This is a genomic window from Neoroseomonas eburnea (assembly GCF_018129005.1).
Classification (GTDB): Bacteria; Pseudomonadota; Alphaproteobacteria; order Acetobacterales; family Acetobacteraceae; genus Neoroseomonas; species Neoroseomonas eburnea.
In genome coordinates this window covers 1-19,727 of sequence record NZ_JAAEDL010000002.1, presented here as the reverse complement: position 1 = coordinate 19,727, position 19,727 = coordinate 1, and the positions used below count along the sequence as shown (strand labels likewise).

The following is a 19,727-nucleotide window of genomic DNA, read 5'->3' as shown; positions in this document are numbered from 1 at the left end:
CACTGTTACTTTGCTTCCGAAAGTGACCGATGCGCATTGTGGCCCCCTGCCGGCAGGCGGCCGGTTGGGAGGCGATCGCGTGATCGAGCTTCTTTCGCCGTGACCGTTTGCATCCGTGCCTGCCGGACCCATCGAGCAAGATTGACCATTTTGCTCCAAAATCAGACGTCTGGCGCTCGTGCGAGCCGCAAGCGTTCCCCTGGCGAGCACGCCTGCCGGTCCCACTCCACCGGAAACGGCTCCATCAGCGCCGGTAGCGTCATCTCCTCCGGCTGCCGCCCGTCCAGGATCGCCTCAACGATGTCCGGCGCCAGCAGTGTCAGCCGCAGCAGCCGCGAAACGTAGGACGAGTTGATCCTCTCGGCCGCGGCGAGCTCCTTGATCGTAGTGAACTGGCCGGACTCCAGCATCCGCCGCCACCGGAACGCGCGGGCCACCGCCTTGATCAGCGTGATGTCCTGCCGGCGCTCCAGCGCCAGCACGCCGGGCGTGACCATCGCCTTCCGCCCGCCGCGCGGCTTCGCCCGGAGCGGGATCAGCACGGTGAGGGTCTGCGCCGCCGCTTCGCTCATGCCGCCGCCCTCCCGGCCTCGGGCGCCTGCGCAGCGAGGTCCCGCACCAGGCTGCCCAGCCCGTCGAGCCGCAGCCGCACCGCGGCGCCCTCCGCCCGGACGTCGACCCGGTCCACCAGCAGCCGCACGATGCGCGCCCGTTCGGCGGGGAACAACTCGTCCCACAGCGGCTCGATCCGCTCCAGCGCCAACAGCACCTCCTGCTCCGTCACGTCCGGCGCTGTGGCGCGCGCCGCCCGCCACGTGCCGACCACCATCTCGGGCTGTCGCAGCAGCGCGCGGACCTGGGCGACCACCGCCGCCTCGATCTCGCCGGCCGGCAGCCGTGCGATGGCCGGCCGCTCCGTCGCGCCGCCCTTCAGCACCGCCTGGCTGACATAGTAGCGGTACACCTGCCCGCCCCGCCCGCGGCTGTGGCTCGGCGACATGGCGCGACCGTCGCTGTCATAGATCAGCCCGCGTAGCAGCGGCGCGGTGGTGTTCCGCGTCCGGTTGACCCGCACCCGCGGGCTGACCTGCAGGACGGCGTGCACCGCGTCCCACTGCGCCTGGGTGACGATGGCGTCGTGCTCGCCGGGATAGGCCGTGCCCTTGTGCACCGCCTCGCCGAGGTACACGCGGTTGCTGAGGATCCGGTAGACGTCGCTCTTCGTCAGCGGCCGGCCCCGCTTCGTGGTGGCGCCCTCGGCGCGCAGCGCCTGCACCAGCTTGGTGCATGACTCCGTCTCGACGAAGCCCTGGAAGATCCGCCGCACTAGCGCGGCCTCGGCGTCGTTCACCATCAGCTTCCGCTCGCGCACGTCGTAGCCGAGCGGCACGAACCCGCCCATCCACATGCCGCGCTTGCGCGACGCCGCGACCTTGTCGCGGATGCGCTCGCCGATGACCTCTCTTTCAAATTGCGCAAAGCTGAGCAGGATATTCAGCGTCAGCCGGCCCATGCTGGTCGTCGTGTTGAAGCTCTGCGTGACCGACACGAACGTAACATTGTTCGCATCGAACACCTCGACGAGCTTGGTGAAGTCAACCAGCGAGCGGCTCAAGCGATCGATCTTGTAGACCACCACCACATCCACCAGCCCCTCCTGGATATCAGCGACGAGGCGCTTCAAGGCGGGGCGTTCCAACGTCCCGCCAGAGATGCCGCCGTCGTCGTAGCGCTCGCGCACCAGCACCCAGCCCTCCGCGCGCTGGCTGGCGATAAACGCCTCACACGCTTCGCGCTGGGCGTCGAGGGAGTTGAACTCCATGTCGAGCCCTTCCTCGCTCGACTTCCGGGTGTAGACCGCGCAGCGGAGCTTCCGCACGGTCGCGGGCATTGCGCCGGTCAGCTTCGCGACGCGCTTCATGCCGCGCTCCGGCTCGGGCGCAGCCCGAAGAACACGCGCCCGTTCCACCGCGTGCCGGTGATGGCGCGGGCGATGGCGGAGAGCGACTGGTAAGGGCGCCCGCAATAGTCGTAGCCGTCGCGCGTGACGGTCACGACGTGCTCGACGCCCTGGTACTCGCGGATCAGCTGCGTGCCGGTGATCGGCTTGTCGTCGCCGCGCATGCGGCGGACAGCGATCTTCCCGCCATCGAGTTGCTCGCCGAGTGCCTCTAGCCGAGCCAGCGTCTCCGGCTTCAGGCCGCCATAGGCCAGTTCCTGGATCCGATAGGCGAGCCGGCTTTCCAGGAAGCGCCGGTTGTAGGGCGGCGGCTCGGTGCCGAAGAGCTCCCGCCACTGCTGCTTCAGCGCCGGCGTGGCGGCGGTCTTCAGGGCGGCAAGCCGGCCGAGCACGTCGGCGGGCGGGATGGCGGGGGCGGCGAACGCCGGCGGGGTGGCGGGCTTGGGCTTCGTGGCGCGCGTCATGCGTCTCTCCGGGTGGTCCGGTTCGCATGCAGGCGCTGGGCGGCCGGGAAGTGTAGCAACCGCTCTCCCCGGTCCGCCGCACCCCGCGCCGCTTCCTCGGCAGCGCGGCTGCGGAGCCGCAGCAGGCCGCGGGCGAGAAGGTCGCAGACCTCGCGTAGGTGGGGCGGGAGGTGGTGATTGGTCGGGTTCGGCAGGGGCATCGCGATCCAACACGCATGGTCCTGCCTGTTATGTACGGATTTGGGGTGGTGCCGTTCTCACGGCACCACGCGAAGCACCCCGATCACGCCGCCTTCCGCTTTGCCTCCGACCCGAAGATGGCCCAGACATCGCGCAGCCGACGTTTCATCGTGCTCTCGTCGGGCACCCTGCCGCCCTTCTCGGCAAACCAGCCCTGCACATGCCGGATCAGGGCGCCGAAGGAGTCGGGCACGCCCTCGAAGTAGATCAGCCGGCACGCCTCGAGCCGAGCCGCATCCCAGTCATAAATCGGCTGCGAGCTGCGTCCTCCGGCCTTCGGGCCAAGCGCGTTGCTATCCAGCGCTTCCTCGGCGGCCGCGAAACGCGCGAGTTCCTCGTGGCGCACGCCGACCTCGTCCCGGATGACGGTGTAGCCGCGGTCTTCCTCGCTCGTGCTGACCAGGCGCCGATAGCAACCCGGCTCGGCAGCCAGCCAGAATATCGTCTGCGATCCATGCCGCAGAACGAACCACGCATCGTCAGGCTTCAGGTCGACGAGGCCCTGAACACGAAGGCGGCTATCAGGGATCGGCGCGGCATCGCCATCGAGCGCGACCTCGTGGTGGCCGTCCTCCACCAGCAGGCCAGCCACGGCGGTGCAGAGCTGGATCTTCCGCTCGGATACCAACACCGACATGTCGAGCAGCGACAGCCCGAGCCGCTCGCACACCTCGTCGATCTGATAGAAGACCTTCTTCTTCGGCGGGTTTGCCATCGCGACCTCCGTCAGCCCGCACGCATGCTGCGCAGGCGGCGATAGGCCAGCACGACGCGGCCCATGTCCTTGCGCATGTCGGGCGGCAGGCGCTCCGCCTCGACGAACAATGCGTCGAGCGGAATGCCAAGGATCGCCGCAGCGCGCTGGACCACCTCGTCGCTCGGTGGCTTGTCGAGGTTGCGCTCGATCCGCGACCAGTAGCCGGGCGAGATCCCCATCCGTTCGGCCAGATCGTTGAGCCCGATTGCGAGTTCCGTGCGCCGGGCGCGCACCACATCGCCAAACGCCATCACACGCCTCCTTCCAGCAGGCCGTAGCGCGACAGGCGCACGGCGATGAACCGCTCGGACACACCGAAATCGCCGGCCAGCGCCGCCAGCACGCCGGCCAGGACATCGGGCGGATTGCCGGCCGCGACGATCGGACTGGCCGGCCGGCCCTGGTGCGGCCCGCGGCAAAGCCGCAGCCCCTCGCTGCGCGCATAGGCCAGCAGCCGGGTGTGCAGCGGCAGAGGCGGCGCCAGCAGGGCACCCATGAACTCGTTGGCACGGGCTTCAGCGCCGCGACCCTGACGTTCGAGCGCCCGCGGTGAACTGGCCACCGCGTGATAGCGCTGGTCTCCCCTGGCCAGCGCGGCCGGCACGTCGAACAGCAGATGGCCGAGCTCATGCGCCGCCGTGCTCAGCGCCAGGTCAGGGCGATTGGCTGTCATTGGTCCATTGACCGCGATGTAGGCCCAGCCCGGTTCGTGCGCATCGATGTCGCAGAGGCCGAGCACCGTGTGGCCGAACTCGTCGCGCAGCGCGCGGCCCAGTTCCCAGGACACAGACAGGCGCTGCCCGTTCACCTCGACCGCGCGACAGGCGTCGATCAGTGCCGGAAGGGTGAGCGAGAGGCTGTCGGGCTCGCGCGGGATCTGGCGCCGAACCTGGGCGGCGACGGTACGAATGGCTGGGGCAGCCGCGTCCTGGCGCGGGCTGAGCGCCGCGGCTGCGGGATAGGCGATCGCGATGGACATAGGAACAAGGTCCCTGGCTTAGAGATGGTCGGGCAACGGTAAGTTCACTTTATGTTCCCGTCCGTGGAGGTGTCCAGCGGTCGCGACGGGAGGGGGTGCGGTGATCGCGGCGATCCCGCACCCCCTGGTGCGTAAGTGACTGAGGGGGAGTGCTAACGCATTGAGTTGTTATGGGGTGCGATGATCGGCGGGGGCGTTCAACGCACCCCTGCGCACCCCCTTGCCCTAGCCGCACCCCCGACCGCGGCGCTGATCTCGGCTCATCGCAATCAACCGAGCCGGAAGGGCCATGGGATGAGAGAGAAACAGAAATCGCAGGCACATCTTCCTGAAAAATGGGATGAACGTCAGGTCCGCGTGGCTCTGGCGGCGGCTCGCTTCCACGCCGCGCGTTTCGCCCGGCAGCGTCGCCTGGTCCGGGAGGACCGGGAGGACCTGACCCAGGACATCCTGTTGGTCATCCTTGAGGCGGGCCAGCGCTTCGACGCCACGCGGGCGTCCTGGGCCACCTTCGTTGCGGTGCTCGCGCGGCGTGCCGTCATCGATCGGGCGCGGCAGCCATCGCCGCCGGCGTGCGTGTCCCTCGATGGCCAGTTCGCTGCCGACATCCGCAGTTCGCTCGCGGTGCCACAGGCGGATCCCGACATCGGCATCGCGTTCGGGCGCGTCGGCGAGGATCTGCCGCCGGCACCGCGAGCGCTGCTGCGGCGGATCATCCTGCACCGTGATGTCGCAGCGGCGCGCGACGCCGGCGCTGTCTCTCCCGCCACCTTCTATCGCGAGCTCCACGACCTGCGCTGCTGGCTTCGCGCGCTCGGCGTGCGTCCTGCGGCGGCAGCACCCATGCGTGCGACGGCGCCGATGCGATCGGGGCCGTGAGAAGGATTTCGCGCAGATCCGTAAATAACAAAGTGAGCACCACGCGTCGAAGGGAGCCCCACACGATGCGCTTCACATCCCCTGAACTGCTGTCGACCGCACTCATGTCGAGCATTGAGGATCTGCTCGATGTCGTGATGACGGAGAACGGCCTGTGCGATCGCTTTGCCGACGCGACGCCCGGCGATGCCATCGTCTACCACATTGGCCTGCTCGCTCGCGATCGCGACAAGGTCGCCTCCGAGCTGCCGCCCGAGCGCCGCGAGGATCTCGAAGCCATCGCGCGGCGCGTCTGGGCGATGGCGGAGGCTGGTCTCGGCCATCTCGTGCAGCGCCGCGTCACCGAAGGGCGCTGCGCCTATCTGCTGATCGTCCGGCCACGGCCCCTGAGCGCCCGCAGCGCCGCCGGCTGCGCGCTGGCCGATCTGTTCGGCCGGGAGGCGGCGTGATGGAGGCCGCCCGCCGTAACTGCCCCACTCTCGATGACATGCGCCTGCTGCCGATCAGCCAGGTGATCGACCTGCCGGCCGAGCATCTCGCCCTGTTGCAGGAGGAGGCGCGGTCTCGCCTCGACAACGCGAAGCGCGCGCTGGACTGGATCGAGGGCGCCATCGCCATGCGATACGAGCAGCGCGCCATCGGTGCACGTGCCGCTGCCGGCAAAGACACCGGCACCGTCCGCTTCCAGGACGGCAACGTCGAGGTCACCGCCGACCTTCCAAAGAAGGTCGAATGGGACCAGCAACGGCTGGCCGCGCTCGCTGAGCAGATCCGCGCCGGCGGCGAGGATCCCGATGAGTATGTCGAGGTCAGCTTCAAGGTCGGCGAGCGCGCCTATGCCGCCTGGCCGGAGCGCATCCGTAGCGCCTTCGAGCCGGCGCGCACGGTGCGCACCGGCAAGCCGACCTACCGGCTCACGATCTGCACCGAGCGCGAGCTGCGCGACGGTGGCGTCGCCATCCCCTTCACCGGAGGGATCTCCTGATGGCGCTGCGCATCATCACCGCTGATGAGCGGCTCGCCATCGAGCGGATGATCAAGGTGGCGATCTTCGGCCGCAGCGGCGAAGGCAAGACCAGTCTGCTGTGGACGTTGCTGGCGACGACAACGCTCTTCTGGGACCTCGAGGCCGGTGACCTTGCCGTCGAGGGATGGCCGGGCGACACGGTCCGCCCGCGCACCTGGGAGGAATGCCGCGACCTCGCGGCCTTCATCGGCGGGCCGAACCCGGCGCTGCGCGACGAGCAGCCCTACTCGCAGGCGCACTACACCAGCGTCTGCGCGAAGTTCGGCGATCCCTCCTCGCTCGATCGCTACGAGACGCTGTTCATCGACAGCATCACCGTGGCCGGCCGTCTCTGCCTGCAATGGTGCCGCGGCCAGCCCGAGGCCTTCGCCGAACGCACCGGCAAGCCCGATCTGCGCGGCGCCTATGGGCTGCATGGCCGCGAGATGATCGCGTGGCTGACCCAGTTGCAGCACACGCGCGGCAAGAACGTGATCTTCGTGGGCATCCTCGACGAGAAGGTTGACGACTTCAATCGCAAGCTCTTCGTGCCGCAGATCGACGGCAGCAAGACCGGTCTGGAGCTGCCCGGCATCGTCGACGAGGTGCTGACGCTCGCCGCCATCAAGGGCGAGGACGGCCAGCTCCGCCGCGCACTCGTGTGCCAGACGCTTAATCCTTGGGGATACCCCGCCAAGGACCGCAGCGGCCGGCTCGACATGGTCGAGGAGCCGCATCTTGGCCGGCTCTTCGCGAAGATCCGCGGCCCCGCCCGTCCGATCGCTGAGCGCCTGGCACTGCCGGCGCCGACGCCCGCGCTGCCCGCGCCTGCCAACACCCCGACCGCCTGATCCGAGGAGATCCCTTATGGCTTCCTGGAACGACTACAACGACGCCCAGTCCAACCCGAACCTGATCCCCAAGGGGACGCTGGCGAAGGTCCGCCTCACCATCCGCCCGGGCGGTTTCGACGATCCGAGCCAGGGTTGGACCGGCGGTTTCGCTACGCGCGGCAGCACCGGCGCCGTCTATCTCAACGGCGAGTTCACCGTGCTGGAGGGCCCCTACGCCAAGCGCAAGATCTTCACGCTGATCGGCCTCTACAGCCCGAAGGGTCCGGACTGGGGCAACATGGGCCGCAGCTTCGTGCGCAGCATGCTGAACTCGGCGCGCGGCATTTCCGACAAGGACGTCTCGCCCCAGGCGCAAGCGGCGCGCCGCATCGGCGGCTTCGCGGATCTCGATGGGCTGGAATTCATCGCCCGCATTGATCACGGCACCGACACCAACGGCGAGGCCAAGAACGAGATCCGCGGCGCGGTGACGCCCGATCACCGGGGCTATGCCCAGGCGATCGGGCAACACACCGCGCCCGGCGGCTACGCGGCCTCGGCGGCCTACGCCGGATCGCCGCAGGGTCTCGCATCGCCGCAGCCGCCCAGCACGCCACCAGCAATGCACCAGGGTGCCTTCCCGGCGCCTGCGCAACAGCCCGCCGCCTCTGCTGATCCGCGCCCCACCTGGGCGCGCTGAGAGGGGAGCACCACCGCATGATGCTCCGCCCCCGCCAGAGGCAGTTCGTCGAGCGCAGCCTTCGTGCGCTCGACACCCATGGCAACACCCTCGGCGTCGCTCCGACCGGTGCCGGAAAGACGATCATGCTGTCGGCGGCGGTGGGCGAGCACATCGAGGGCGGCGCCGCCAAGGCTGCGATCCTCGCGCACCGCGATGAGCTGACGGCGCAGAACCTGACGAAGTTCCGTCGCGTGAATCCCGGCATCACCACCTCGGTCGTGGATGCGGGCCAGAAGTCATGGGCCGGCCAGGTCACCTTTGCCATGGTGCCGACGCTGACGCGCGCGGCGAACCTCGACGCGATGCCGGCGCTGGACCTGCTGGTGATCGACGAGGCCCATCACGCCGTCGCAGACAGCTATCGCCGCATCATCGATCATGCACTGCAGCGGAATCCGGACTGCCGGATCTATGGCGTCACCGCCACGCCGAACCGTGGCGACAAGGTCGGGCTGCGCCACGTCTTCTCCAACGTCGCCGACCAGATCCGGCTCGGCGAGCTGATCGCCTCCGGCCACCTGGTGCCGCCCCGCACCTTCATCATCGACGTCGGTGTGCAGGACGAACTGCGCAGCGTGCGCCGCAGCGGCGATGATTTCGACATGGGCGAGGTCGCCCGCGTCATGGACACCGTGCCGGTCACCGATGCGGTGGTGAAGCACTGGCAGGAGAAAGCCGGTGACCGCCAGACCGTCGCCTTCTGCTCCACCGTCGCCCATGCGGAGCATGTCGCCGCCGCCTTCAACGCCGCCGGCGTCCCCACCGTCGTGGTGACCGGCGGCATGCCGGAGGGCGAACGGCGCTCCGTCTTGACCGCCTACGCAAAGGGCGAGGCGCGCATCGTCGTGAATGTCGCGGTGCTGACCGAGGGCTGGGACCATCCTCCCACCTCCTGCGTCGTGCTGCTCCGGCCCAGTTCCTTCAAATGTACCATGATCCAGATGGTCGGGCGCGGGCTGCGCACCGTCGATCCGAGCGAGCATCCTGGTATCGTCAAGCGCGACTGCATCGTGCTCGACTTCGGCACCTCCTCGCAGATCCATGGCTGCCTGGAGCAGGACGTCGACCTCGACAGCCGGCCCGGCGAGGGCGAGCCGCCCACCAAGACGTGCCCCTCCTGCGAGGCCGAGGTGCCGATCGCGGTGATGGAGTGCCCGATCTGCGGCCATGCCTTCGAGCCCCGCGGCCGGGACACGGCGCCGATCTCCGACTTCATCATGACGGAAATCGATCTTCTCCGGCGCTCGGCCTTCCAGTGGTGCGATCTGTTCGGCGACGACGCGGCGCTGCTGGCCAATGGGTTTAACGGCTGGGCCGGCATCTTCTTTCTGGACGGGGCCTGGCACGCCGTCGGCGGCGCCAAGGAGGAGCGGCCCCGCCTGCTGTCCATCGGCGAGAGGCTGGTGGCGCTTGCCGCAGCGGACGACTGGCTGAACACCCACGAGAGCGACGAGAGCGCCCATAAGAGCCGGCGCTGGCTCCGCGAGCCGCCGACCGAGCGGCAGCTCGCGCACTTGCCGCCTACGGCCCGCGCCGATCTCGGCATGACCCGCTACCAGGCCTCGGCGCTGCTGACCTTCAAGTTCAACCGCCAGGCCATTCAGCATCTCGTGCGCAGCGCCCAGCCCGCGGCGCTGAGGCAGGCCGCATGAGCCATGATCAGCGCGCCGGAATCGCCCTGCGCCGTCTGCTCCCGCCCGGCGCATGGCTTTGGCTGGTTCGACCCGTCACGGCGCAGTGCGCCGCGACTCTCGGCCTGCTTCTGCTGCATCGCCTGCCAGACTTTCTGGTCACGCCTGGCGGGGAGGTCGTCCGCCGTGGTTGACCTCACCGAGCAAGAGCAGGCCGCCATGCGGGCCGCGCTGCGCCCCCTGGGCGAGATCATGGCTGAGATCGGCTGGGGCACGCGGCTCCAGGACCTCACCGGGCCGCAAGTGCTGACGTTGATCGAGGTTGCGGTCGGCGCCTTCCAGGAGGCGATGCAGGCGATTGCCCGCGGCCAGACCATCGAGGAGCTGTCCCTCTGATGCTCGACTTCAACAGCCGCGGGCAGACCGCGCTGCACGTCAATGCCGCGATCGACGCCGCGCTGGTAGCGAGGAATGGAGCCACCCCGCCACGCAGCTATCTCGGCGGCTCCCGTCTCGGCCACGCCTGCGAGCGCGCCCTGCAGTTCGAATTCCTGCAGGCCCCGAAGGATGAGGGTGCGGAATTCGACGGGCGGATCCTGCGCATCTTCGGCATCGGCCACGCGCTGGAGGATGTCGCGGTCGATTGGCTGCGCGCCGCCGGCTTCGATCTCTACACCCGCCGCGGCAACCGCCCGGATGGCGAGCAGTTCGGCTTCGCGGTCGCGGGCGGACGCATCCGCGGCCATGTCGATGGCATCCTCGCCGGCGGGCCCGCGGTCCCCGGCCTGGCCTTCCCCGCGCTGTGGGAATGTAAGACCATGAACGCCAAGGCATGGCGGGAGACGTCGAGCAAGGGCGTCGCCATCGCCAAGCCGATCTACGCAGCGCAGATCGCGGTCTACCAGGCCTATATGGATGCCGCCGTCCCTGGCGCCGCCGACCATCCCGCGCTGTTCACAGCCATCAACAAGGATACCGCCGAGCTGCACCATGAGCTGGTGCCCTTCGACGCCGCGCTGGCGCAGCGCATGTCGGACCGCGCGGTGCGGGTGCTCAGGGCCTGCGACGCCGGCGACTTGCTGCCGCGGATTGCCACCAGCCGCGACTTCCACGAATGCCGCTTCTGCCCTTGGGCCGAGCGCTGCTGGGCGCAGCCGGCATGAGCGCCTGGGGCGATTTCAACGACGCGCCGAGCCTCCCCTGGGAGGAGGACGGGGCGGCGATCAATCACGGCGCCATCGCCACCTTCCTCGAGGTGGTGTTCGGCTATTGCGATGGGCTGATCCCGGTCCGCGGCTTCGTTGACCAGGGCCAGGGGATCGACACCAGGCCGCACAATATCTGGATCCTGGCGGATGCCTCCGCCGCGCAGCTGCTCGGCACCTATGCCGCCTGGGCGGCACGCGAGGGCACGGCGGTCTATGTCATCCCCGGCACGGTGGCCGAGCACGGCCAGGCCCGCGCTGAGCATGTGCGGCAGATGCAGGCCGTCGTCGTGGATCTCGACACTGGCGACGTCGAGGCGAAGCTCGCGCATCTCATCCAGCATGTCGGCGCACCCACCTTGCTGGTGGAGAGCGGCGGCCGCACGGCCGAGGGTGCCGCCAAGCTGCATGCCTGGTGGCGGCTGACGGAACCGGCCGAGGGGCAGGATCTCGTCCGGCTCTGCGCCCTGCGCGGGGAGATGGCCGAGAAGGTCGGCGGCGATCCGCATTTCCGCTCCGCCCACCAGCCGATCCGTGTCCCCGGCACACTCTATCGTAAGGGCGGCGTCGAGCGCGTGGTCGCCATCCGCCAGCACGATCCGCAGCGGGAGGTGGATCTGGCTGAGTTCGCGGAAGCCGTGGCCGCCATGCCCTACCTGCCGGGGCATGCGCTCCACCAGGCGTCGCCCCAGGGCGAACGGCCTGGTCTCGACGCCATCCTCACCACGCCAGTGCGTGAGGGCGCGCAGGACGGTTGGACGCGCTTCCAGGGCGCGAGTGCCGCCATCGGCCACTTCATCCGCCAGGTGCATGAGGGGCGGCAGACGCCCGACCAAGGCTGGGAGGCCATCTGCGGCTACAACGCCGCCTGTCTCCGTCCGGCTTGGCCGCTCGATCGGCTCAAGGCCGAGGCCGACGCGCTCTGGGCGCTCCACGTCGATCGCAACGGGCCGCCGCTACTGCGCGCCGACGGCGCATCACCCGCTGCCGTCCCGGCCCACACCCTCGGTGCGCTGCTCGACGACACCTCGCCCATGCCGGACGACCTGATCGGTCCGCGCGTGCTCACGCCGGGCGGCATGCTGGTCCTCGGCGGCGCGCCAAAGGTCGGAAAATCTGACTTCCTGATCAGCCTGCTGGTCCACGCCGCTGCCGGCGCGCCCTTCCTGCGCTTCACCGCGCCGCGGCCGCTGCGGGTCTTCTATCTGCAGGCTGAGATCCAGTACCACTATCTGCGCGAGCGTCTGCAGCAGCTCCGGCTCGACCGCGACGTCGTCGCCCGTGCCCGGAACACCCTCGTCGTCACCCCGAAGCTGCGCATGCTGCTCGACGAGCAGGGTGTGCCCCTCGTCGCCGCCGCTATCCGCCAGGCCTTCACGGACGCCCCGCCGGACGTGATCTGCATCGACCCGATCCGCAATCTCTTCGATGGCGGTCCGGGCGGCGAGGGCGAGAACGACAATGCGGCGATGCTTTTCTTCCTGCAGAGCCGCGTCGAGGCGCTGCGCGACCAGGTCGCGCCCGAGGCCGGCATCATTCTCGCCCACCATACGAAGAAACTGAGCAAGCAGCAGGTCAAGGACGATCCCTTCCTGTCGCTTTCCGGCGCCAGCGCGCTGCGCGGCTTCTACACCTCGGGGATGATCCTGTTCCGGCCGGACGAGGAGGAGACGCCGCGCGAACTGCATGTCGAGCTCCGCAACGGGCCTGCGCTCTCACCACTGCTGATCGACAAGGCCGCCGGGCGCTGGGTCGAGCTCAACCGCCGCGACGAGCGGCTCGTGCGCAAGGAGATCGGCCGCAAGCTCGATGCGGAGCGTCTGCGCAAACACGACGTCATCCTCGGGATCCTGCTGGATGAGGCCAGCGAGGGGCGCCTGTACCCGATGATGCAGTTCGCCGAGGCATTCGAGAACAAGGCTGGCCTCGGTAGCAAGCACACCATCCGCGAACGCTTGAGCGTGCTCGCCACCAAGGGATTCGTGAAGTTCCGCCGCGACGGCAGCGCATTCGGCTTCCCCGCCGTGCGCTCGCGCTTCGGCTACCTCTGCGTCGAGGGCATGACCCTTGGGGGCGGCGTCGAGAGCGTCGATCCGACCACCGGCGAGATCACCAACACGGCGCAGCCGGTGCTGCCCAGCCACTTCAAATGCGCCCAGACCGGCAACGCGCTGGACGTCGAAAACCCCGAGGTCTGGGTCTACCCGGAAGGGGTCTTGGACGACCTAACTCCTGAGGAGTTAGGCCTAACTCCTCACTCCTCCCGGAAAACTTCGCCATGAAATCAATGTCTTGGCGCCGCGGAGGAGTTAGGTCCCTAACTCCTCCCTCACTCCTCCTAACTCCTGTTTTTGCGAGCAAATTCAGAGGGTTGGCGCAGTGGGAGGAGTTAGGTGCCTCATCCACCCCCTACGGGGGTGTGCGTGCGCGCCTCAATGGCGCGCGCACACCACACCTCGTCCGGAGGACACGGGGCCGCGATCCACCTCCCCCTGGATCGATCCCATCCATCCCAGCCGGGCAGCGACGGCGAGCTCCGCCAAGAACCGCGCCGTCGCCGCCCTCACCAGGATCATCCCCTTTCGGAGACCATCATGGCTTTCACGACTCTCGCCGCGCCCACCGCCAATGCAAGCCTGCCGCCCGACATCGATCCGCCGCTGCGGCAGACCGGGAACACTGTCCTCGCCATCGATCTCGGCACGACCGTGGGCTGGGCGCTGCGCATGGGCGACAGCACGATCCTCTCGGGCACCCAGACCTTCCGCCCCGGCCGCTTCGAGGGGGGCGGCATGCGCTATCTCCGCTTCACCGACTGGCTGGTCGAGATCGCCGTGCGCGCCCACGGCATTCGCCGCCTGGTCTTCGAGGAGGTGCGCCGCCACGCCGGCACCGACGCGGCCCATGTCTACGGCGGCTTCCTCGGCACGCTGACCGCCTGGTGCGAGGAACACGAGGTCCCCTACGAGGGCGTCCCGGTCGGCACGATCAAGCGCTACGCCACCGGCAAGGGCAATGCCGACAAGGCGGCGATGATTGCGGCCATCCGAGCCCGCGGCTTTCTGCCTGCCGATGACAACGAGGCCGATGCCATTGCCCTGCTGCTCTGGGCGACCGAGCCCACGGGAGGCCGCGCATGAGCATGCACGGTGCACCGCTGGCGCCCCGCTCCTGCCTCAACCGCGGCACGCGCAGCCCGACGAACGACACCGAGGTCAACGCCATGCGCGCCGCCGCGTGGCATCGGCACGGCGTCGCCGCCATTCCTGTGGACGACGTCCCGGATCCCTGGCTGCGCCAGGCGATCACCAACGAAGCCAACCGGCGCTGGGGCCGACGCAACGGGGAGAACAGCCATGGCCGGTAAGCGCAGGACGAGGGCCGCGAAGCCCAAGGGCGAGGATCTGGCCATGCCCTCGAAGTGGCGGCTGCAGCATGGCCCGGTGGGAGAGCCGATGCGCGAGGCGGATCCCGAGACTGGCCTGCCGGTGGTGCACCGCCGCACGGTCGACACCCTCGGCCAGATGCTCGCCAACGGCACTATTACGCAGGAGATGCACGACGCCGGCGCCGTGTTCCGCCGACAGTTCCGCGTCGCGGCCCTGGATCAGCTGCGCGCTATGCCACTGATCCGCATTCCCGGCGGTTCTGGCGATTCCCTCACTGATCGCCAGGTCGCCGCACGCGAGCAGGTCGCGCATGCCATGGTGGCGCTGGGCGGCTTCGAGAGCGCAGCCGGTTCCTGCGCCTGGCACGTGGTGGGACTGGAATGCTCCGTGCGCGAATGGGCGCTGCGTCAGGGCTGGGGCGGGCGGAGCGTTGGGCATGCGCAGGCCCAGGGCATGTTGGTGGCGGCGCTCGGCGTGCTGGCGGTGGTCTACGGCCTCGTGCCGCGGCAGCGGGCCGCCTGACCGGTCACTCCATGCCGAGCACGAAGGCGGCGGCCTCGCCGATCAGCGTGAATGGCAGGGCCGGATGATGGGCAAGGATGGCGTCGTGCACCGCCTTGCTGGTGTCGACCCTGGTGAAGGGATCGGGAGGTCGCCGCGCAGCCCGCGCGGCGGCCAGCGTCGAGACGCTCAGCCACGGCGGAGGGAGGCGGGGCGGCTCGCCATCGGGCATGCGGACCCATATCGCCCCTATGAGAACAATACAAGAACATGATAGAGAATCCGTGCTCACGAAGGAGGACAGTCATGGCAGCACGGCAGCGGGCGGCGATGCGCCCTCTCGATGCGGCGCTGGTGCGTCTGCAGACCATGGCGGCGCGTGGGGTCCAGCCCACCCGCATGGCCCGCGAGGTCGAGATCATCGTCGGCGAATGGCTTGGTGAGGCGGATGCGGATCCGGCTGACGTCAAGACCCGGCTCGACGAGTTGCACGAGCAACTGGCCTCCGGTGTCGTCGATGCCGAGGAGCAGGTGTCCTACGTCGATCCCGACGAAGCCGCCGCGGTGAAGCAGGCGGGCATCGCCCTGGCCGCGCTGGTCGCTACGCGGGATGCGGTGCAGCGGGCGCGCGAGGCGCTGTAACCACCGAGTGCTGGATGGCTGACAGGCCGCGTAGGCTCCGCTATGGCGGGAGAGCATTCAGGGAGATGCCAGTCTATGTCGAAGAAGTTCCTGACCGATGTGATTGCGAAATCGTCGGAGCTGTCAGGCGTCGCTTCCGCGAAGCTGGCGGGAGACATCATCGAGGCGATCCGCGCCGAGATCGTCAGCAGCGGGCGGTTCACCATCCCCGACTTCGGCTCCTTCGCTGTGCGTGAGACGGCCAAGCGGACGGCGCTGAATCCGCGCACGGGCGAGAAGGTCGCCGTGAAGGCGGGCGCGACGGTGAAGTTCAAGGCGAGCCCCGCGCTGAAGGCGGCTGCGCTCGGCGGGCTGAAGAAGGCCAAGCGCAAGGCTGCGAAGGGCTGATATCGGGCACGAGGGAGGTCGCGGTCGGTATGGAACCTGTCCTGACGCCGCTGCTGTGCCGCGAGGCACGCGCGCTGCTGGATCTGGACACGGCTGAGGTGGCGTTCGTCGCGCGCATTCCTGTGATGGACCTGGGGATGTTCGAGGCGGGCCACACCATGCTGCCGGCGATCACCCTTGCCGCGCTCCAACGTTTCTTCGAGCGCGGAGGTGTCGTGTTCGCACCAGAGAAGAGCCGGCGTGGCGTGCTGCTCCAGACCTCTGCGTAGGGTGCAGAGCGGGCTGAGCGCGCTGTTACAATTCACCCGCTGGCGGAGCGGAATCCGCATCTCGTAGACTCTCCCCACGATGACGAATTGCGGGTGCAGCCTTCTGCACCGCGGCTCGCCAGCCACAGCGTCGCTCCATCGAGACAGTGGCTCGCGAGCCGCAGGGTCCTTCCCGGGCCCGGCATATGCGGGGGGCGGAAGCGCGCAAGATCGCTAGCGCCAGGCCGGAAATATGGGTTGCGGTTTGCAGCCTTTCCGCGCGGCTTCAGATCGTTAGCTGCAAACCGACGCCGCACCGCGGCCCTGCAAACCACCTGCAAACCGGACGGCATCATGACGCTCCCCTGGATGGCGGCGAAGATCCTGCTGCGCCCGGTGGCGGAGCTGCGCCCGCATGCCGGCAACGCGCGCATCCACAGCGCCGCGCAGCTCGAGCAGATCAAGGCCAGCATGCTGGCCTTCGGCTTCACTAACCCGCTGCTGGTGGACGAGGCGGGCGTGCTGATCGCCGGCCATGGTCGCCTCGAGGCGGCGTCCGCGCTCGGCATGGCCAAGGTGCCGGTGATCGTACTGCGGCACCTGTCCGCAGCGCAGAAGGAGGCGCTGCGGCTCGCCGACAATCGCATCGCGGAGAATGCGACCTGGGACCAGGCGCTGCTGCGCGATGCGCTAGCCGCGGTGCAGGCGGTGCCGGACATCGACCTCGGCGCGCTCGGCTTTTCGGCGGATGAGCTCGCGGACATCCTCGTGGCGGCTGGAGATGCCGTGTCCGACGGCGACGCGCCCGAGGCTCCGTCCGCGGATCCCGCCGAGGGGGGCGGCGGGTCTGGGGCGGCGGTGACGGATGAAGGGCCGGCGGAGGATCCCGCTGACGCCGAACCGGAGCCGCCGCGCCGGGCCGTCACGCGTCCCGGCGACCTCTGGCTGTTGGGCGACCATCGCCTGCTCTGCGGCGACAGCACGGACGCCGCCACCGTGGCGCGCGTGATGGGCGACGACCGTGCGGCGCTGCTGTTCACCTCCCCGCCCTACGGCAACCAGCGGGACTACACGACCGGCGGCGGTACCGATTGGGATGCCCTGATGCAGGGTGTGTTCCAGCATCTCGACGCGGCCATGCGGCCGGACGGTCAGGTGCTGGTGAACCTCGGGCTGATCCATCGCGACAATGAATGGCAGCCCTATTGGGCTGGCTGGCTCGACTGGATGCGTGCCCGCGGCTGGCGCCGCTTCGGGCTGTACACGTGGGACCAGGGGCCCGGCCTGCCGGGCGACTGGAACGGCCGCCTCGCCCCCGCCTTCGAGCTGGTCTTCCACTTCAACCGCCAGGCCCGTCAGGCGAACAAGATCGTGCCCTGCAAATGGGCCGGCACGCCGAACAAGGGCAGCGGGCTGCGCGCAGCCGATGGCACGATCTCCGAGTACCAGCACGCCGGCCTGCCGGTGCAGGACTTCCGGATCCCCGACAACGTGCTGCGCCTGACCCGCCACAAGGGCCGCGGCATCGAGACGGAGCACCCCGCGGTGTTCCCCGTGGTGCTGCCCGAGTTCCTGATGCGGACCTACACCGATGAGGGCGAGGTCGTGTTCGAGCCCTTCGGCGGCAGCGGCACCACCATCCTTGCTGGCCAGCGCACCGGCCGCCGCGTGCGCGCCATCGAACTGGCGCCTGCGTATGTGGATCTGGCGATCGCCCGCTGGCGGATACTGCATCCCGACCTGCCGGTGACGCTGGTGGACGACGGCCGCGATTACGATGCCGTGGCCGCGGCGCGGACGGAGGTCACCGCCGATGCAGCCTGACCTTGTCGTCTCGACTCTGCCGGTTGCAGCGCTGGTCCCCTACGCCGAGAACGCGCGCACGCATTCCCCGGCGCAGGTGGCGCAGATCGCCGCCTCCATCGCCGAATTCGGTTTCGTAAACCCGGTGCTGGTCGATGCCGAGGGCGTGCTGATCGCCGGCCATGGCCGCGTCATGGCGGCGAAGCAGCTCGGGCTCGCCTCCGTGCCGGTGCTGCGGCTCGGCCACCTCTCTCCCGCGCAGGCGCGAGCCCTGCGCCTGGCCGACAATCAGATCGCCCTGAACTCCGGCTGGGACGAAGCGCTGCTGGCCGCCGAGATCGCTCGCATCCGAGACGAGGCGGTGGTCGACCTGGACGTGCTCGGCTTCTCCGGCATGGAGCTCGACCGGCTGCTGGCGGCTGCCGACGCGGGGCTCGGCGATGATGCCGACGCCGCCCCGCCGCCGCCGGTGGTGCCGGTGAGCCGCACCGGCGACCTCTGGCGGTGCGGCGACCATCGGCTGCTCTGCGGCGACGCGACGAAGCTGGCCGACGTGCAGCGCGCCCTCGGCGCCGGCCACCTGGCCGACATGGGCTTCGTCGATCCACCCTACAATGTGGCCTATGAGGGCGGTACCGCCGCCAAGATGACGATCGCCAATGATGCGCTCGGCGGTGGCTTTCCCGAGTTCCTCCGCCCTGCACTGGCCAACCTGCTCTCGGTCACGAAGGGCGCCTGCTACGTCTGCATGTCCTCCTCCGAATGGCCGACGCTGCACCGCGTCTGGCAGGAGGCCGGCGGGAAGTGGTCGAGCACGATCATCTGGGCAAAGAACACCTTCGCCCTCGGCCGCGCCGATTACCATCAGCAGTTCGAGGCGATGCTCTACGGCTGGAAGGCCGGCGCGCAGCACTACTGGTGCGGCGCGCGCGACCAGGGGAATGTCTGGCACTTCGACAAGCCGGCTCGGAACGACCTGCATCCGACCATGAAGCCGGTGGCGCTGGTCGAGCGCGCCATTCGCAACAGCAGCAAGCCGCGCGACACGGTGCTGGACTGCTTCGGCGGGTCGGGCACCACCATGATCGCGGCGGAGCGCACGGGGCGGCGCGCCGTGCTGTTGGAGATCGATCCCGCCTATGCCGATGTCATCGTGCGGCGCTGGCAGGAGACAACCGGCGAGGCCGCCGTGCTGGAAGGCGATGATCGCATCTTTGCCGATGTCGCCGCGGCACGCGACGACAACGCCAGGCCATACTGTGGTCCTGGATCAGGGTAGACCAGGAGCTACAGCCCTTCGGGCTCCTGCATCCAGGCTGGAATGTCGCGCTGCGCATGCAGCACACGCCAGACGTCGAGGTGGTCCTCCCGCTCGACGTAGAACACCAGATACGGGTAGCGCCGCAGCGGCCAGGCGCGGAGGCCTTCCAGCCGCAGCTCGAAGGCAAAGCGTGGCGAGCCCACCGCCGGATGCTGCGCGATCCGCCGGAAGGCCTGCTCCAACGCGTCAATGAAGGCCAACGCGACCGGCTCGCCCGCCTCCGCCGCGTAGTGGGCGGTGGCTTGGTCGATGTCCCGCTGTGCGGCCTCCCGCGGAATGACCGGCTTGGCGGTCACGCCCGCGGTTGGCGAACGCGGCGGCGGAGCGCGTTGAAATAGGCGTCATCCGCGGGCGCCGTCGGGGCCGAGGCGGCGCCATCCAGCAACAGGCCTCGCAGGCGCTCGCGCTCCTGGTCCTTGCGGATCAGTTCGCGGACATACTCGCTGCTAGTGCTGTAGCCGCGCGTGGCGACCTGCTCATCCACGAAGGATTTCAGCCCATCCGGCAGGGAAACGTTCATGGTGGTCATGGCCGAGACAATACTCCGGCTTGGCAAAAATTGGCAAGAATCATATGCGCCGGGAGGCGATCCGAGCAGGCGCCCGGCCCGCCGATCAGCAGGATCATGATGTGATCCAGACCGCCGCAACATAGCATGTGTGGATGGCCCCCGGGCTTCAAGGGCGGTGGATGGCAATCTGATGCAGCGGGTTGCCTGCGGTCATGTGTCCGGCCTGTTG

At 69.0% G+C, this 19,727-nt stretch carries 26 protein-coding genes; 17 read left to right on the top strand and 9 right to left on the bottom strand.

Going from position 1 to position 19,727, the window contains the following annotated elements; all coding sequences use genetic code 11:
- Positions 1 to 161 precede the first annotated feature (161 nt).
- The 6 genes from GXW74_RS02440 to GXW74_RS02415 form a co-directional block, all read right to left on the bottom strand.
- On the bottom strand, positions 162 to 572 hold the full coding sequence (locus GXW74_RS02440) for a hypothetical protein (RefSeq protein ID WP_211844696.1): 411 nt from the start codon (positions 570 to 572) through the stop codon (positions 162 to 164).
- On the bottom strand, positions 569 to 1,921 hold the full coding sequence (locus GXW74_RS02435; RefSeq protein ID WP_211844695.1) for a recombinase family protein: 1,353 nt from the start codon (positions 1,919 to 1,921) through the stop codon (positions 569 to 571). The genes GXW74_RS02440 and GXW74_RS02435 overlap by 4 nt, the downstream gene beginning before the upstream one ends.
- On the bottom strand, positions 1,918 to 2,424 hold the full coding sequence (locus GXW74_RS02430) for a DUF2924 domain-containing protein (protein WP_211844694.1): 507 nt from the start codon (positions 2,422 to 2,424) through the stop codon (positions 1,918 to 1,920). Before GXW74_RS02430 ends, GXW74_RS02435 begins: the two co-directional genes overlap by 4 nt.
- A 283-nt stretch (positions 2,425 to 2,707) precedes the next feature.
- On the bottom strand, positions 2,708 to 3,379 hold the full coding sequence (locus tag GXW74_RS02425; protein ID WP_211844693.1) for a hypothetical protein: 672 nt from the start codon (positions 3,377 to 3,379) through the stop codon (positions 2,708 to 2,710).
- Between the two features lie 11 nt (positions 3,380 to 3,390).
- Complete coding sequence (locus GXW74_RS02420; RefSeq protein WP_137126662.1) at positions 3,391 to 3,672, bottom strand: helix-turn-helix domain-containing protein; 282 nt, start codon at positions 3,670 to 3,672, stop codon at positions 3,391 to 3,393.
- Entirely contained in the window at positions 3,672 to 4,400 is a 729-nt protein-coding gene (locus GXW74_RS02415) for an ImmA/IrrE family metallo-endopeptidase (RefSeq protein WP_211844692.1), read from the bottom strand. The genes GXW74_RS02420 and GXW74_RS02415 overlap by 1 nt, the downstream gene beginning before the upstream one ends.
- 294 nt (positions 4,401 to 4,694) lie before the next feature.
- Here GXW74_RS02415 and GXW74_RS02410 point away from each other — a divergent pair, with 294 nt between their 5' ends.
- The 12 genes from GXW74_RS02410 (at position 4,695) to GXW74_RS02355 (ending at position 14,607) form a co-directional block, all read left to right on the top strand.
- Positions 4,695 to 5,279 (top strand): sigma factor, encoded by a 585-nt coding sequence (locus GXW74_RS02410; RefSeq protein ID WP_211844691.1) that lies wholly within the window; start codon positions 4,695 to 4,697, stop codon positions 5,277 to 5,279.
- A 32-nt stretch (positions 5,280 to 5,311) separates the two neighbouring features.
- The gene (locus GXW74_RS02405; RefSeq protein WP_211844690.1) at positions 5,312 to 5,728 is read left to right on the top strand and encodes a hypothetical protein; all 417 of its coding nucleotides are present in this window, start codon (positions 5,312 to 5,314) and stop codon (positions 5,726 to 5,728) included.
- On the top strand, positions 5,728 to 6,264 hold the full coding sequence (locus GXW74_RS02400) for a hypothetical protein (RefSeq protein ID WP_211844689.1): 537 nt from the start codon (positions 5,728 to 5,730) through the stop codon (positions 6,262 to 6,264). The genes GXW74_RS02405 and GXW74_RS02400 overlap by 1 nt, the downstream gene beginning before the upstream one ends.
- Positions 6,264 to 7,136 (top strand): ATP-binding protein, encoded by an 873-nt coding sequence (locus GXW74_RS02395; RefSeq protein ID WP_211844688.1) that lies wholly within the window; start codon positions 6,264 to 6,266, stop codon positions 7,134 to 7,136. The genes GXW74_RS02400 and GXW74_RS02395 overlap by 1 nt, the downstream gene beginning before the upstream one ends.
- Positions 7,137 to 7,152: 16 nt before the next feature.
- Entirely contained in the window at positions 7,153 to 7,818 is a 666-nt protein-coding gene (locus GXW74_RS02390) for a hypothetical protein (protein WP_211844687.1), read from the top strand.
- A 17-nt stretch (positions 7,819 to 7,835) separates the two neighbouring features.
- Positions 7,836 to 9,512, top strand: a complete 1,677-nt coding sequence (locus GXW74_RS02385) for a DEAD/DEAH box helicase (protein ID WP_211844686.1) — start codon at positions 7,836 to 7,838, stop codon at positions 9,510 to 9,512.
- Positions 9,513 to 9,677: 165 nt separating this feature from the next.
- Positions 9,678 to 9,887 (top strand): DUF6511 domain-containing protein, encoded by a 210-nt coding sequence (locus GXW74_RS28565; RefSeq protein ID WP_338148113.1) that lies wholly within the window; start codon positions 9,678 to 9,680, stop codon positions 9,885 to 9,887.
- Positions 9,887 to 10,654, top strand: coding sequence for a hypothetical protein (locus GXW74_RS02375; protein WP_211844684.1), 768 nt, complete (start codon positions 9,887 to 9,889; stop codon positions 10,652 to 10,654). The genes GXW74_RS28565 and GXW74_RS02375 overlap by 1 nt, the downstream gene beginning before the upstream one ends.
- A complete protein-coding gene (locus tag GXW74_RS02370; protein WP_211844683.1) occupies positions 10,651 to 12,978 on the top strand; it encodes an AAA family ATPase in 2,328 nt (775 codons plus the stop codon). Before GXW74_RS02375 ends, GXW74_RS02370 begins: the two co-directional genes overlap by 4 nt.
- Positions 12,979 to 13,290: 312 nt before the next feature.
- A complete protein-coding gene (locus GXW74_RS02365) occupies positions 13,291 to 13,836 on the top strand; it encodes a hypothetical protein (RefSeq protein WP_211844682.1) in 546 nt (181 codons plus the stop codon).
- Positions 13,833 to 14,063, top strand: coding sequence for a hypothetical protein (locus GXW74_RS02360; protein WP_211844681.1), 231 nt, complete (start codon positions 13,833 to 13,835; stop codon positions 14,061 to 14,063). The genes GXW74_RS02365 and GXW74_RS02360 overlap by 4 nt, the downstream gene beginning before the upstream one ends.
- Positions 14,053 to 14,607, top strand: coding sequence for a hypothetical protein (locus GXW74_RS02355; RefSeq protein WP_211844680.1), 555 nt, complete (start codon positions 14,053 to 14,055; stop codon positions 14,605 to 14,607). Before GXW74_RS02360 ends, GXW74_RS02355 begins: the two co-directional genes overlap by 11 nt.
- 4 nt (positions 14,608 to 14,611) lie before the next feature.
- On the opposite strand, the gene GXW74_RS02350 is transcribed toward GXW74_RS02355, so the two are convergent.
- Positions 14,612 to 14,818, bottom strand: coding sequence for a hypothetical protein (locus tag GXW74_RS02350; protein ID WP_109873409.1), 207 nt, complete (start codon positions 14,816 to 14,818; stop codon positions 14,612 to 14,614).
- Between the two features lie 74 nt (positions 14,819 to 14,892).
- Between GXW74_RS02350 and GXW74_RS02345 the strand changes: the two genes are divergently transcribed.
- The 5 genes from GXW74_RS02345 to GXW74_RS02325 all read left to right on the top strand — a co-directional run bounded on the left by GXW74_RS02345 (position 14,893) and on the right by GXW74_RS02325 (position 18,945).
- Positions 14,893 to 15,228 (top strand): hypothetical protein, encoded by a 336-nt coding sequence (locus GXW74_RS02345; RefSeq protein ID WP_211844679.1) that lies wholly within the window; start codon positions 14,893 to 14,895, stop codon positions 15,226 to 15,228.
- 75 nt (positions 15,229 to 15,303) lie between these two features.
- Positions 15,304 to 15,615: an HU family DNA-binding protein gene (locus GXW74_RS02340; protein WP_211844678.1), complete on the top strand. Its 312-nt coding sequence runs from the start codon at positions 15,304 to 15,306 to the stop codon at positions 15,613 to 15,615.
- Positions 15,616 to 15,644: 29 nt separating this feature from the next.
- Positions 15,645 to 15,884: a hypothetical protein gene (locus GXW74_RS02335; protein ID WP_211844677.1), complete on the top strand. Its 240-nt coding sequence runs from the start codon at positions 15,645 to 15,647 to the stop codon at positions 15,882 to 15,884.
- A gap of 333 nt (positions 15,885 to 16,217) precedes the next feature.
- Positions 16,218 to 17,687, top strand: a complete 1,470-nt coding sequence (locus tag GXW74_RS02330; RefSeq protein WP_211844676.1) for a site-specific DNA-methyltransferase — start codon at positions 16,218 to 16,220, stop codon at positions 17,685 to 17,687.
- On the top strand, positions 17,677 to 18,945 hold the full coding sequence (locus GXW74_RS02325) for a site-specific DNA-methyltransferase (protein WP_211844675.1): 1,269 nt from the start codon (positions 17,677 to 17,679) through the stop codon (positions 18,943 to 18,945). Before GXW74_RS02330 ends, GXW74_RS02325 begins: the two co-directional genes overlap by 11 nt.
- An 8-nt stretch (positions 18,946 to 18,953) precedes the next feature.
- Here the strand turns inward: GXW74_RS02325 and GXW74_RS02320 are convergent, their stop codons facing one another.
- Positions 18,954 to 19,283 (bottom strand): type II toxin-antitoxin system RelE/ParE family toxin, encoded by a 330-nt coding sequence (locus tag GXW74_RS02320; RefSeq protein ID WP_211844674.1) that lies wholly within the window; start codon positions 19,281 to 19,283, stop codon positions 18,954 to 18,956.
- Complete coding sequence (locus tag GXW74_RS02315) at positions 19,280 to 19,516, bottom strand: type II toxin-antitoxin system ParD family antitoxin (RefSeq protein WP_246522781.1); 237 nt, start codon at positions 19,514 to 19,516, stop codon at positions 19,280 to 19,282. Before GXW74_RS02315 ends, GXW74_RS02320 begins: the two co-directional genes overlap by 4 nt.
- Between the last annotated feature and the right edge of the window lie 211 nt (positions 19,517 to 19,727).

What these genes read in the sequence shown, in the direction of transcription:
- GXW74_RS02440 (WP_211844696.1), bottom strand. Translation starts at nt 572, where the DNA reads ATGAGCGAAGCGGCGGCGCAGACCCTCACCGTGCTGATCCCGCTCCGG.
- GXW74_RS02435 (WP_211844695.1), bottom strand. Translation starts at nt 1,921, where the DNA reads ATGAAGCGCGTCGCGAAGCTGACCGGCGCAATGCCCGCGACCGTGCGG.
- GXW74_RS02430 (WP_211844694.1), bottom strand. Translation starts at nt 2,424, where the DNA reads ATGACGCGCGCCACGAAGCCCAAGCCCGCCACCCCGCCGGCGTTCGCC.
- GXW74_RS02425 (WP_211844693.1), bottom strand. Translation starts at nt 3,379, where the DNA reads ATGGCAAACCCGCCGAAGAAGAAGGTCTTCTATCAGATCGACGAGGTG.
- GXW74_RS02420 (WP_137126662.1), bottom strand. Translation starts at nt 3,672, where the DNA reads ATGGCGTTTGGCGATGTGGTGCGCGCCCGGCGCACGGAACTCGCAATC.
- GXW74_RS02415 (WP_211844692.1), bottom strand. Translation starts at nt 4,400, where the DNA reads ATGTCCATCGCGATCGCCTATCCCGCAGCCGCGGCGCTCAGCCCGCGC.
- GXW74_RS02410 (WP_211844691.1), top strand. Translation starts at nt 4,695, where the DNA reads ATGAGAGAGAAACAGAAATCGCAGGCACATCTTCCTGAAAAATGGGAT.
- GXW74_RS02400 (WP_211844689.1), top strand. Translation starts at nt 5,728, where the DNA reads ATGGAGGCCGCCCGCCGTAACTGCCCCACTCTCGATGACATGCGCCTG.
- GXW74_RS02395 (WP_211844688.1), top strand. Translation starts at nt 6,264, where the DNA reads ATGGCGCTGCGCATCATCACCGCTGATGAGCGGCTCGCCATCGAGCGG.
- GXW74_RS02390 (WP_211844687.1), top strand. Translation starts at nt 7,153, where the DNA reads ATGGCTTCCTGGAACGACTACAACGACGCCCAGTCCAACCCGAACCTG.
- GXW74_RS02385 (WP_211844686.1), top strand. Translation starts at nt 7,836, where the DNA reads ATGATGCTCCGCCCCCGCCAGAGGCAGTTCGTCGAGCGCAGCCTTCGT.
- GXW74_RS02375 (WP_211844684.1), top strand. Translation starts at nt 9,887, where the DNA reads ATGCTCGACTTCAACAGCCGCGGGCAGACCGCGCTGCACGTCAATGCC.
- GXW74_RS02370 (WP_211844683.1), top strand. Translation starts at nt 10,651, where the DNA reads ATGAGCGCCTGGGGCGATTTCAACGACGCGCCGAGCCTCCCCTGGGAG.
- GXW74_RS02365 (WP_211844682.1), top strand. Translation starts at nt 13,291, where the DNA reads ATGGCTTTCACGACTCTCGCCGCGCCCACCGCCAATGCAAGCCTGCCG.
- GXW74_RS02360 (WP_211844681.1), top strand. Translation starts at nt 13,833, where the DNA reads ATGAGCATGCACGGTGCACCGCTGGCGCCCCGCTCCTGCCTCAACCGC.
- GXW74_RS02355 (WP_211844680.1), top strand. Translation starts at nt 14,053, where the DNA reads ATGGCCGGTAAGCGCAGGACGAGGGCCGCGAAGCCCAAGGGCGAGGAT.
- GXW74_RS02350 (WP_109873409.1), bottom strand. Translation starts at nt 14,818, where the DNA reads ATGCCCGATGGCGAGCCGCCCCGCCTCCCTCCGCCGTGGCTGAGCGTC.
- GXW74_RS02345 (WP_211844679.1), top strand. Translation starts at nt 14,893, where the DNA reads ATGGCAGCACGGCAGCGGGCGGCGATGCGCCCTCTCGATGCGGCGCTG.
- GXW74_RS02340 (WP_211844678.1), top strand. Translation starts at nt 15,304, where the DNA reads ATGTCGAAGAAGTTCCTGACCGATGTGATTGCGAAATCGTCGGAGCTG.
- GXW74_RS02335 (WP_211844677.1), top strand. Translation starts at nt 15,645, where the DNA reads ATGGAACCTGTCCTGACGCCGCTGCTGTGCCGCGAGGCACGCGCGCTG.
- GXW74_RS02330 (WP_211844676.1), top strand. Translation starts at nt 16,218, where the DNA reads ATGACGCTCCCCTGGATGGCGGCGAAGATCCTGCTGCGCCCGGTGGCG.
- GXW74_RS02325 (WP_211844675.1), top strand. Translation starts at nt 17,677, where the DNA reads ATGCAGCCTGACCTTGTCGTCTCGACTCTGCCGGTTGCAGCGCTGGTC.
- GXW74_RS02315 (WP_246522781.1), bottom strand. Translation starts at nt 19,516, where the DNA reads ATGACCACCATGAACGTTTCCCTGCCGGATGGGCTGAAATCCTTCGTG.